This window comes from Pullulanibacillus pueri, assembly GCF_014639255.1.
GTDB lineage: Bacteria > Bacillota > Bacilli > Bacillales > Sporolactobacillaceae > Pullulanibacillus > Pullulanibacillus pueri.
The window spans coordinates 134,741-147,279 of sequence record NZ_BMFV01000003.1 but is presented as its reverse complement, the minus strand read 5'-3'; the positions used below and the strand labels follow the sequence as shown (position 1 = coordinate 147,279).

The 12,539-nt window shown below is 31.9% G+C and carries 9 protein-coding genes; all 9 read right to left on the bottom strand.

The features are described from left to right. Positions 1 to 30 precede the first annotated feature (30 nt). On the bottom strand, positions 31 to 1,185 hold the full coding sequence (locus IEV91_RS03575; protein ID WP_188496028.1) for a CDP-glycerol glycerophosphotransferase family protein: 1,155 nt from the start codon (positions 1,183 to 1,185) through the stop codon (positions 31 to 33). A 91-nt stretch (positions 1,186 to 1,276) separates the two neighbouring features. Next, positions 1,277 to 2,443: a CDP-glycerol glycerophosphotransferase family protein gene (locus IEV91_RS03570; RefSeq protein WP_188496027.1), complete on the bottom strand. Its 1,167-nt coding sequence runs from the start codon at positions 2,441 to 2,443 to the stop codon at positions 1,277 to 1,279. A gap of 24 nt (positions 2,444 to 2,467) precedes the next feature. Beyond that, the gene (locus IEV91_RS03565) at positions 2,468 to 3,493 is read right to left on the bottom strand and encodes a ribitol-5-phosphate dehydrogenase (protein WP_188496026.1); all 1,026 of its coding nucleotides are present in this window, start codon (positions 3,491 to 3,493) and stop codon (positions 2,468 to 2,470) included. Further along, entirely contained in the window at positions 3,486 to 4,202 is a 717-nt protein-coding gene (locus IEV91_RS03560; RefSeq protein ID WP_188496025.1) for an IspD/TarI family cytidylyltransferase, read from the bottom strand. The genes IEV91_RS03565 and IEV91_RS03560 overlap by 8 nt, the downstream gene beginning before the upstream one ends. A gap of 367 nt (positions 4,203 to 4,569) precedes the next feature. Further along, positions 4,570 to 4,968: a glycerol-3-phosphate cytidylyltransferase gene (gene tagD, locus IEV91_RS03555; protein ID WP_188496024.1), complete on the bottom strand. Its 399-nt coding sequence runs from the start codon at positions 4,966 to 4,968 to the stop codon at positions 4,570 to 4,572. 119 nt (positions 4,969 to 5,087) lie between these two features. Further along, a complete protein-coding gene (locus IEV91_RS03550) occupies positions 5,088 to 8,405 on the bottom strand; it encodes a CDP-glycerol glycerophosphotransferase family protein (protein WP_188496023.1) in 3,318 nt (1,105 codons plus the stop codon). Positions 8,406 to 8,704: 299 nt separating this feature from the next. Continuing rightward, positions 8,705 to 9,541: a DUF6270 domain-containing protein gene (locus IEV91_RS03545; protein ID WP_188496022.1), complete on the bottom strand. Its 837-nt coding sequence runs from the start codon at positions 9,539 to 9,541 to the stop codon at positions 8,705 to 8,707. A 19-nt stretch (positions 9,542 to 9,560) separates the two neighbouring features. Then, positions 9,561 to 10,313: a DUF6270 domain-containing protein gene (locus IEV91_RS03540; protein WP_188496021.1), complete on the bottom strand. Its 753-nt coding sequence runs from the start codon at positions 10,311 to 10,313 to the stop codon at positions 9,561 to 9,563. 76 nt (positions 10,314 to 10,389) lie between these two features. Further along, a complete protein-coding gene (locus IEV91_RS03535; protein ID WP_188496020.1) occupies positions 10,390 to 12,513 on the bottom strand; it encodes a bifunctional glycosyltransferase/CDP-glycerol:glycerophosphate glycerophosphotransferase in 2,124 nt (707 codons plus the stop codon). Positions 12,514 to 12,539: the final 26 nt, after the last annotated feature.

The following is a 12,539-nucleotide window of genomic DNA, read 5'->3' as shown; positions in this document are numbered from 1 at the left end:
ATATCCCCCATGCTGTACATAATAAATTTCTTAATCCAGTTTCTTTTCCAAAATAATTTGATCAACAACTCTTGCACTAGACTTCCCATCTAAGTGATCAAAAAAATAATCTATGAAAGATTCTAATTTTTCGTAATCAAAGTCCCTGTCTAAAATCCTCTTAATTACTTCATCTGTGTTCCGTACAATTGGCCCCGGAACGAAAGTTTGATAATCATAGTAAAAGCCACGATTATGAATGTATTCTTCTAAATCAAAAGCAAAGAATAACATGGGTTTGTTTAACAATGCAAATTCGAAACATACCGATGAATAATCAGTTATTAATATATCACTAATAAAGAGTAAATCATTAATATTTTCATAGAATGTAAAATCAAAACAAAAATCCTTATATTTGTTTGGAATAATAATTTTTTCTTTAATAAAAGGATGAAACTTCACTAATAAAATATAATCATCCTTTAATTCATTATATAGACTTTTAATATTTAACATTTCCATCGGATAATATGCGGTACTTTGACCTCTTCCTCTAAATGTTGGTGCAAAAGTTATTACTTTCTTATTTCGAAGATAAGGATACTCGGAATAAAATTTATTAATAACACTTGTCCTGTAATCCTCATCAAAAAAAATGTCTGTTCTTGGAATTCCTGTTCCAAGAACATTCTTAATTTCAATACCGAATCCTTCTGCATAATGTTGAGCTACATTTTCGGAACTAACAATAACCTTAGTATAATTTCTATGATTTTTTGAATTGGGAAGTGGACCTCCCTGGGAGCCAACACGACTGTAACCAAATTTTTTAAAAGCACCCACAGCGTGCCATAATTGAATAAGTTCAGAACGTTTTCGGATTTTTAATGGGTAGATCATAGGATAAAAGTCATCCAATAAAATAAATTTTGAGGTTGCAATTAGATAAGCCAGTACTAATATTTCTTTGTAACTTTTTCTTGTTTCAATACTTTGTTTTAGCAAAAATCTATATTCAAAATTTAGTTTTCTTTTTAACATTTCGTTATAGACAAATTTAAGATTACCGTTTAATTCTGAACAGCTATCGGAAATAAATAAAACTCTATCTTTTTTCAATGGTAAAATTTTGAACATTTTGTATACCGATCTAAAAATCCTACTTCTAAAAAACTTATAAAATATATCTGAAGTTCTTATCATCGAATAACCCTTTGTATATAAAAGTAATAAAACATTTCAAGGAAAACAATCTAGGTAAATTTAATAAATTTTTACAAGAATATTCTTCGTTTCAAACTTCATCTAATAAAAAATCAACAATTCTTTTACTCGATTGACCATCGACAAAATTAAAAAATCTGTTACGAAAATTTATAATAGCGTCAATATCAAATTCAGCCTTTAGAATCCATTGTGCTAGTTTGTCTGTTTCTTTAAAACTAGGACCAGGTATAAAAGTATCATAATCATAGTAAAAATCCCGCTCCAATTTAAATTGCTCTAGGTCATCAGCAAAAAACGCCACTGGCCGCCCCAGTAAACTATAATCAAAAACAACGGACGAATAGTCAGTAATCAACATATCAGATATAATCATTAATTCATGAATATTGTAATCATCTTGGATTTGATAAATGAAGTCTTCCATATAATCACCTAAAAAAGAAACAGAGTTCATAAAAGGATGGAGATGTAAAAGAATAACATACTCGTTTCCTAATAATTGCTTCAACTTAATAAAATCAATTGGGCATTTATATGCTTCTTGATAATGACTTTTACCACGAAACGTCGGAGCATACAATATAACTTTTTTATCTGCAAGTTCAGGAAAGTCAATGTAGAATTTACTAATAATTCCTTTACACTTTTCTTTTTCGAAAAAAATATCGGTCCTTGGAACACCTAAGGGGATAATATTACTTTCTGACATGTTAAAAGCTTCAGCATAGTAAGGAATAACTTCTGATGAGCTAACAATAACCTTTGAATAATTTGAATGGACTTTAACATGTTTCAAATATTGTTGACTGGGTCCAAAGGTATTACTTAATGTACTATACCCAAACTTTTTAAAAGCTCCTGCTGCATGCCATAATTGAATAATTTCGGTTCCTTTTCGAGGGGTAATGACATAAATGGGGAAATAAAAATCGTCTATAAAGAAAAAACGCGAAGTCGCTAAATGATAGCTTGACCTTATAATATGAAAAAAATAGCTGATTTTCCCCAAAAATGTAGAATTTAGTCTTTTAAACAAAAAAGTAAATTTGTAATTTTGTCCACGATTATAAAATTCATGATAGATATTTAGTAAATTACCTCTCAATTCACTAGAACGATACGACGCAAAGGTTACTTTATTATTGTTAACTGGAAAGAGGGCAGACGAAACAAAAAAGACAACTTGTATAAGTCTTTTTACTACAATTGTCATTACCAATTTGCTAAATTTCATACTAGTCCCCCTCTTTCTCAAAGCCTATATTCTCCAAAGCATAATTGTTTTTCCCCAGGAAGAGGTTAAATCTTTTTCAAAAGCATTTATGATGTCCTGAATTGTCTTCACTGGTTGAACTGACTCAATTAGTGTCTCTAAATATTCAATAATGTCCTGATTTTCTTTCAGAAAGTCAACCGTATTGACAAAATCTTGACGCCCACTTCGGCTACTTCCAATCAAAGTTATCCCTTTTTCTAAAATCATACGTGTGTTAACCTCAACAGGATATTCGGACACGCCTAATAAAGAAATTGAGCCTTCAGGTGTAATCGTATCAATAATTTGATTAATAGCTGATTGACTTCCAATCCCCCCAACACATTCAAAGGCATGATCAATTCTCACATTGGATGGTATATTATCAATTTGATAGGACTGATCGACAAATGAAAACCGTTCTAATTTATGAGCGTTTTTTCCAAACACAATAACCTTGCTATTTTTATAGGCTCTTTTCAAAAGTAAGGCGGTAATAAATCCTAAACTACCATCGCCCCAAACGCCAAATACATTTCTTCTTGAATGAGCCTTTTTCTCGAACCGACTAAGGGCGTGCATGCTAATTGTAATTAGTTCAATAAAAGCAGCAACATTGGGATCCATCTCTTTAAACAAGGGGACCACCCTATCTCGATCAAGAAAAACATAGTCCTGCATAAAGCCATCAAATCCACTCGATCTAAACTTACTAGATTCCAAGTAGTTTTCAGCAATAATTTCATCAGACTCAGTAGGTGTATTGGGTACCATAACTACTTTGGTCCCTACTTTAAATTCCTTTTTAGGATCATATACAATCTTACCAATGCCTTCATGAATAAGTGACATTGGTAACTTTTTCGCTAAAGTTTCCTTACCACGTTTTCCTGTATAGTAGCGCTGATCGGCCCTACAAATTGACAAGTGAGTGGGGCGAACTATAATGTGATCATCATTTAATGAAAATTCCTTATAGGCTACTTCATATTGACGAGGAGAAACTAATTGGTAAATTTGATTAATCATGGACAGTTGACTCCTTAAATAGCGCCTGAGCAACTTTTAAATCATAAGGTGTTGTAATCTTAATATTAAAGAGCTCACCTGGTACTATTTTTACGGTTGTTCCATTTAAAGAGCAAATCTTGCAAGCATCAGTTAATATAGATTTTTCTTTCTCTGAAAGTGATTTATAAAGTTTAACTATTTTCTTTATATTAAAACTCTGTGGGGTCTGACCTTGGTACATTGTAGAGCGAACGGGAATATCAGAAATGCTCTCGCCATCCTCTGATTGGATGATTGTATCAATCGCTTCGATGGCTGTATCAACAGCCCCATACTCTAATGCATAATTGATATTTTCTTCAATAATTCTATGAGTTAAAAATGGTCGTACTGAATCATGAGTCACTATAATGTCCTCATCATTAATTCCAAATTCTTCATCAATATAACGGATGCCACTCATGATGGATTCATTACGATCCTTACCACCCTCAGTAACCGCAATACGTTCTTCTTCCCCAATATACTTTTTAATGATATCTTTTGTATGATTTAACCATTCCTTTGGTGAAATCACAATAATCTTTTCGAAACGATCATTTAAAATGAATTTTTCAATAGTATGAATAATGATTGGTCTATCCTTTAATGTCAAAAATTGTTTTGGCATACTTATGTTGCCCATACGAGTCCCTTTACCACCCGCAAGTATTGCAGCATAGATCATCTTACTGCCCCCCAAATTTAATCTGCCTGGTCTCTTATTTAACGGCATAATTCCCAATAAAAAACACCACATAATCAAAAAATATAGAATAGTGATGTGAATATTGTTTTTATAGGTAAATTTGTCGTAAATTCTTTGTAAACTTCACTTTTGAATTATACACATACTGGGATTGATTTTCAAGACCATAAATATAATTTGGAAAAAAAAACAAGTGAAATTTACAGATAAATTCTTTGGTAATCGATATCACTTTATACCCAGTCCTTATTTCCTATAAGTCATCTTGTTTTTAATACTAAAAAAAGGTATCACCACTCAAATTTGAGGATGATACCTTTTATATTGGAGATTCATCATAAAATCCTTACTTTCTATCTCCAGCAAATAAATCCGTTTTTATCTTTGTTGTTGATACGCCAACTGTACGGGGTAAATATACCACTTCACAATAATCTTTAAGAAAGTCAAACTTTCCTTCCCAATCGTCACCCATAACAAAAATATCAACATCATTTTTTATAACATCATCAATCTTTTGCTCCCACTTGTTCTCAGGAATGACTTCATCGACATATCGGATCGCTTCTAAGATTAACTTTCGGTTCTCATAACTATGATAAGCTTCTTTGTGTTTTCCGGCATTAAATTCGTCAGTAGAAAGACCAACAATTAAGTAGTCGCCAAGTTCTCTTGCTCTTTTAAGCAAATTGATGTGGCCATAGTGGAGTAAATCGTATGTTCCATATGTTATAACCTTTTTCATATCGAAACTCCTTTAAGAAATAGTTTAATTCAATTTCTATTTTCTAAATTGTTCTCATATATTATAAAGTTTTTCTTTCAACTCTTTTAAAACCTTGTAAAAATCTCCACATTTATATGTTATACGAACAATTTATCAACAATCCGCTCACTTGCATGACCATCTTCTAAAAGGCAGTACTTATTATAAAAGTCATTGTATTTTTCAAGATAATGTTTTTCAACTTCTTTAACGCCAATTATATTTTCAATTATATCTTCAGTTGTCCTCATGAAAGGTCCAGGAGCTTCTTTTTCAAAATCCAAATAAAATCCTCTGACTTGATCTCTATAAATTTCAAGATCGTATGTGTAGTATAAAATCGGATTTTTTGTATTGGCGAAATCAAACATAACCGATGAATAATCAGTAATCAGTATATCTGTTATAAGTAGCAATTCTTGCATATCCGAATAGCTAGACACATTATAACAGAAGTCATTCAGTTCTTTCTCTATCTTTAGTTTGTTACTTATAGCGACATGCATACGTAGCAAAAGGATATAATCGTCTCCAATTGTTTCCTTCATTTTATGAAGGTCCATGTTGATATCAAATAAAAATTTGTTATTCTTGGATGTTTGATTATCACGAAATGTTGGAGCGTACAAAATAACCTTTTTATCATGAGGAAGATTTAACCTATTCCTAACAAGATGGGCTATTTTACCTTTCTCATTCTCCTTCTTGTAAAAGATATCATTCCTAGGATATCCTGTTTCTAAAATATTCCCCTCATATCTAAAAGCACTTTTAAATGCTCCTGTTGCATATGGGCTCGGAGAAATTAAATAATCCCATGTTTTTGTTGCGTTATAAACCCGCTCCAAATATCCTTCATTTCTTCCTTGGACCTCTTCAATATCAAACAACATTTTTTTAAGAGGAGTGCCATGCCATGTTTGGATGTATGTTGTCTGTGGCCTTTTGATAATGTAAGTGGGAAAATTTTGGTTATTAACCCAAACCCTTGCTCTAGCTAAGTAATAGTAATATTGAGGACTCAGTCGCTTTATCCGCTTGGTATTCGGATCATTAAAGCGAATTTGTTTATTACAAACCCAAATCACTTTATATTTAAGCCTTCTTTTTAAAATCTCCTCATAAATATATCTAGGGCTGTCTGAATACTGCTTTCCTACACCACTTTCAAAAAGTATTAAATTTTTATCGACGGGTAATATTCTTTTGGCAATCGCGTAAAACAATTTCATACTTGGGAAATAATATCTACTCTTTCTAAATCGGTTGTAAAAATCCCTGTATTTTTTACTCTCTAAAGCAGACTTAATGATGCCCTTCTTGCGGACTTTCGTAACTTCATTATAAATTCTTTCCGACGAACGGAGGTCCTTGAACTTCAAGAATTTAGAAGCTCTAATTTCATTTTCCTTCTTCATTTCAAAATCAGATTGTGCATATTCTTCTACTAACTGTAAAATACTTTCTTGATCATAAACAATATCACCTGGTAAATCATTATCCAAATCAAGATGGGAACCCAGTTTTCCAATAAATCTACTTCGATCAAATTGATAGTAGATAATCGGCTTTGTCAAAAAGCTAAAATCAAAGGCCACACTGGAATAATCCGTAATCATCATGGCACTTTCTTTTAATAAGTATTGGACATCTACTTCTCCCTGGCTAATCACTCTTACTGGAGCATTTTTAAAAAGCGAGGTGAACTTCTGCATATTTGGATGTAGACAGAATGTGATCTCAAAATTATATTTTTGCGAGAGTTCATGCAATCTTGGATCATTGACTAGAGTAGTGTACCTTTCAAAATACTCACTCTCGAGAAATTGTTCTTCACTAACCAACCATTCCCGCCATGTCGGAATAATTAACAGTTGCCTTTTAACTTGAACATCACCATTTAGTAAGGTATCAAATCTCGATAATCCAGTAACCTTAACTTCCTCAGGTCTATACTGAAAGTCATTAACAAGAATATCCTTTTCATAATCAGAACTTACAAAAACCATATCAACATCAAAACCTGGCGAGTTTTTCCCATAAAAGTGAACTGAATTCTTTGTCCCCATAACACCATGTTGAAGGAAAACTTTTATTGCTTTTACTTTTTTCTTAAATTCATTTGTCCTAAGTGGATATAAATAATCAGGATGATGAGAGCCCACAATTTTTCTAGCCATCAGCACGTGCCATATATGCTCTTTCGATTTAAAATCTAATATATTGCCATATGGCTCTACATTTCTAAATTCCGGGGAGTCCTTTTCAATAACATAATATACGTTTTTATTAGGATGATTCTTCCTCACATATTTATAAAAAGCCAACCCCGTATCCTGAGCTTTGAAGGGTTGTTCTCCAACGATCCAAATATTTTTTTTTCTATAAAAAGGACGGATCAGCCAATACCAACGCATTAGCTTTCTTAAGTACTCATATGTATCACTTTCAAACTTATCAACTTGTAATGAGAGATTAAATCCTTTTGATGTGTAATAGGGACTAACTCCAAATACTTTATTTCCTCGAATAGCACTGCTACTATTCGAATAATTCCTTGCTTTGATTCTTGGTTTACCCACTCTTATCCTTGTCGGTTCTTTACAATCATGAAATTGCACTTCAAAATGTAAGTCATAGATATCCTCATCAAGCGCTTCGTTTTCAAATAGTTTATTTAAATCAATATCAGCCTGATAATCATATCGATTCAAACCATATTTCCTTCGGGTTGCTTCTTCTAAAAACTTCAACTTTAGAGGAAGGGTGGTTGATACATTTAATTTTCTTCCAAATAATATTAATTTAATGTCATTGATTTTAGAATTTCTTGTATAAAGTTTCCCGCCAACCATCAATCGATGGGGCTCTAACCTTAGATAATCAATTTTTGTTTTGCTGCTTTGCTTTAACTCACGATTAACTACAAAAGAAACATTACCTTTAACCGTTATGTATAATGAACACACCGAACCATCATGTTCAATAAAATTAAGGTTTTCACTAACTGTATCTTCAAATCTCCCTAGTCTAATTGGGTAGCCGAAATAAACTTCACCGTCTTTTTTGATTACCTCTTCAGCATTTGACTCTAGCTTTTCAGCCTTTATTTCACTAAAAATACGCTTTGGCACATTAACATATAAAAATAAATTATATAATTGCTCTTCACCGTTTTGAAATTCTGGGAATTCATAAGGATTCACTTTAAAGTCAAATGTTGATGAAGCCTGATTCGCTTTAATTTTTATTATTCGCTCATTGTCCCGAGATATAAATCTTAGTTCTTTAACTATGTAATTATCATTACTCAATGTACCTCTTATATTAATACTTTCATTATTCTGATCCAAACTCAAAAAATGCTTTAACTTCTTTTGCTTTTTTTTAAATAAACGATTTTTAACTTTTCTCATGAATCGAACAACCATCTGTTGTCACCTCAGTATACTAATTAGGGCAATTCCAATTAAATAAAAACAAGTCACAATTAATATTATATAATATGGCCTGAGGATACAACAATTATTAAAGGGAATTCGACATATAATTGTAATCAAACGTCTTAATAATGAATAAAAACACATGGTATAAAAGCCTTTTTAGAAAGGGTTATTTTTACACCTTATTATATAAAATAAATATTAAGCAACTTGTATGAAAATCTTAGTTCGTAGTTCTTATTTCTCCCATACTTACGCAAAAAATAAAACGCCTATCCTAATAGGCGCTTTATTTTTGCTCTAATTCCATTGGACTGTTTTTTTGTAAATACATAATCTCTTAAGCAGATCTGATTTAATGTATGGAAATAATCCTTGTGATACTTTCTTTCATAGTGCCAAGGAGCTAATCCAAAAGCATAATTACCATCTGCATAATATTCATTTTCTCTTAAATCAATCTTACGAAGTTTATACTTGTCTAAAATATAAGTATAAAGCTCATTATAAAGTTTTGTGTCTGCATCAAGATAATTATAGCGCTCTTGATCAAACATGACCAATTCTCCATTTTCATTCACATAGGAATTAGCATAACGAAAACAATTCAAAATCAATTTTGTTTTTGGTAAATGTTCTTGCACATAATTATAAAGGTCATCAAACGCTTTTTCCCATAATTCTCTGTAGATATTAAGGTTTTTACGAAAACGATAGCTATTGTCAAACTTTTTTTCACGAAAGAATTTGGTTTTCCTAAACCCATTCGGATTATTTGTTAAATAACGATCACCTATTTGAACAACACCATATCTCATATCAGCATAAAAATCAATGATAATATAATCTGGCTGATTTGTTTTTATCTCCTCTAAATATTCTTTAGATAAATCTTCCATTAGTGTATTATGCCTGTGTTTACTAATTTCCTCTGAAAGCTCCAAGTCATCTTTTGAAAGAGTTACTTTAGGAGACATTAAACTTATTATTGAACTCTGCCATGCTGTACTTATACATTCATAAAACTCTTTATATTCCGGAACAAACTTCCGGTTAAAAACATCTCTCGACACGCAAGAACCTATTACTGAAAAGGTAATTTTTGACATTTAGATCATCCTTCATATTTTATCTCATATTAGACCAAATGATTAATTTAAAGAATTCAAGTAAAAATTCGTTGTAGTACTTTGTTTCATAGTGCAAATAGCCTAATTTCCATTTATGCATTTCAGAAGAATGAAATTTACGATCTGTAAGATCGATAAAATATACCTCGTTATCTGTAATCGTACCTTCTAAAGTCCTTAATAACTTATTTTTGCTTTGGACATCATTTCTCTGGAGGCTTTTTAATAGATAAGTCTCTTCATAATAGGAACTTACAAAACTTGCCGCATGAACGACAACTTTCGTAGAGGGACACGATTCTTTTAATTTGCGAGTAAACTCATTAAAAGATTCCGTCCACTTTTGTAAATACTCAGAACGATTTGTTTTTAAAGTAAAGGGAATCCCTGTCTCTGGTATTTCAACATGATCTAATCTTGGTTGATTATTTGTAACGTATTTACTCCCAATTTGTAATGTTCCATAAGCAACATCTGAAGTAAAATCCATCACGACATAATCCGGGTTAATAGCGTTTAATTTATCAAAAATCCCTTTTTCAAAATCATCTCTAATAATTTTTTTAGTAAATGAACTCACGTTATCTTTCAATGAATAACTTTCCATTGGTTCTGACATGATACTGATTAAAGACGACTGATAATTTAAAAGATGGACTTCCAATATGTTATCCAAATCAGATTGGTTACTTAGTTCAAAGCACCCCCTAGTAGCAGCTGATCCAATAACAGCAACTTTAATCTTTCGCAAATTCTATTCCTCCTAGGCTACGATAAAATTGATGTCAAATTTATTTTAGCTTTAATCAAATTTCCCTATTCAGTTTCTATTTTTTGGGACCAAAAACATGTTTCACAATCTGCTCTGAGGCTACTCCCTTCTCCCAACTACAAAATCTTTCAGTAAATGCTTTATATTTCCCTCTGTACTCTTCTTCAATCTTTTCGATATTCTTAATAGCATTAATGACGTCACCTGAGGTCTTTAATAAAGGTCCAGGAACTTCTCTTTCGATATCGATGTAGAACCCTCTCAATGTATCTCGATATTTCTCCAAATCATAAGTAAAGAAAAGGATTGGTCTTCTTAAATTAGCGTAATCAAAAAAGACTGAAGAGTAATCTGTAATGAGTATATCAGAAATCAAGTATAAATCTGCAATATCATCATACTTTGAAAAGTTGAAAGCAAAGCCACTATAATCCCCTATGTCTAGGTTATCAGCAATAAAGTAGTGCATTCTGAGAATAACAACATAGTCTTCTCCTAATTCATTGCGCATTCTTTCTAAATCTAATTTTAAGCTGAATTTGTATTTACCAGCTCCGTAGTATTCATCATCTCTCCATGTTGGTGCATAGAGAATGACTCTTTTACCTGCTGGTATCCCGAGCTTTGCCTTGATAGACTTAGCAATCTGATCACGATTTTCAGCATACATAATATCATTTCTAGGATAGCCATACTCTAACATTGGCTTGGAATACTTAAACGCCCGCCTGAATATATCAGATGAATACTGATTCGCAGAAACAAGATAATCCCAACGCCTTGATTGTTCATAGAAATCCTTCTTGTAATTCGGATTCGCAGAATATACATCTTTCATATCAAAGACAAGTTTTTTTAGTGGAGTCCCGTGCCAAGTTTGTATGTAAATATTTCCTTTACGTTTATTCAAATGCTTTGGTAAACGAGAATTGCTTACCCAGTACTTCGATCTTCCTAAATAGTAATAATACGCGAAACTAAAGCGTTTAACTTGTTTGGGGTTTCCTGGAATCTCTCTTCTTTGGTCGGCATAAATCCATACAAATTTATATTCCGGACAATACTTTTGCATATATTCATAAATATATTTTGGACTATCAGAATAATTTTTTCCTAAAAAGCTTTCAAATACCACATAATTTTCTTTCATAGGCATTTTTGTAAACAAAGATCTATATAATTGAAGGTACATCTTCGTCCGACTTCGATAACCTCTTCTTAACAGCCCCAAGTTTACATGCACCTTTAACAACTTTGAAAATAAGTTTTGCTTACCTTTTATTAATTGCTTTAATTCTGATCGTATCATTAAAGGCATTTTAGCAAGCTGCTTTTTGTCTAGCTTTGAGACTGCAGATCTTAATTGATCAAACTCAACTTGGCTAAACTTCCTAATGCTGGCATAACCTATAATCTCATTTCTATATAAGTTAAGAAACTGTTTATCTAAAAAGGATTGAGCCTCGTCATTTTGTTGATACTTATCTCTTAATTGATTATATATGGTTATAAAATCAATTATTATTTTCCCCATATCAGATTGCATCAATGAAGGATTGGAAATAGGATCATTACGAAACCTTTTAAAATAAATACATCCGAGTAATTGTGGTGCTTTGGTAATATTAATCATCAAAGGGACAACAAATGCCAGATCTGAGTAACATCTAACGTCCTCGTTAAATCTTAATTGATATTTATCAATGAACGCTTTAGAAATGAGTCGGTGCAACACAGACTTATTATTAAATTGCCTTGTTTTGTCCTTATCCACTACAATTTCTGTTTTTGAGTTCCCAACTTCACTGGGTTCCTTATTTATTTCCTCGATCTGCCCAGATATAAGCTCATAATCTCCAATATTCTCCACCAGTTCTTGCAATGTCTCTTTGGAAATATAATCATCACTGTCTAAAAAATATATGTATTGACCCGTTGCTATTTCAAGACCATAATTCCTAGCGCATCCCACACCTTTTCTTCTTGAAAGATGGTGCACTTCGATTCGCTCATCATTTTTTGCTAAACTTATTATCTTTTTTGTGCATTCTTCATCTGAACCATCATTAATTAATAAAATTTCAAGATTTCTATAAGTTTGCTCAGAAACTGATCCAATACAATCATCTAGAAATTCTGTAGTATTATATATAGGGATTATTACAGATATCTTATTCACTCGGAATTCTACTCCTTAAGAAACAA

Bases quoted from the DNA above. Each gene is read 5' to 3' on its own strand.
- IEV91_RS03575 (WP_188496028.1), bottom strand. From the start codon at position 1,185: ATGATAAGAACTTCAGATATATTTTATAAGTTTTTTAGAAGTAGGATT.
- IEV91_RS03570 (WP_188496027.1), bottom strand. From the start codon at position 2,443: ATGAAATTTAGCAAATTGGTAATGACAATTGTAGTAAAAAGACTTATA.
- IEV91_RS03565 (WP_188496026.1), bottom strand. From the start codon at position 3,493: ATGATTAATCAAATTTACCAATTAGTTTCTCCTCGTCAATATGAAGTA.
- IEV91_RS03560 (WP_188496025.1), bottom strand. From the start codon at position 4,202: ATGATCTATGCTGCAATACTTGCGGGTGGTAAAGGGACTCGTATGGGC.
- tagD (WP_188496024.1), bottom strand. From the start codon at position 4,968: ATGAAAAAGGTTATAACATATGGAACATACGATTTACTCCACTATGGC.
- IEV91_RS03550 (WP_188496023.1), bottom strand. From the start codon at position 8,405: ATGAGAAAAGTTAAAAATCGTTTATTTAAAAAAAAGCAAAAGAAGTTA.
- IEV91_RS03545 (WP_188496022.1), bottom strand. From the start codon at position 9,541: ATGTCAAAAATTACCTTTTCAGTAATAGGTTCTTGCGTGTCGAGAGAT.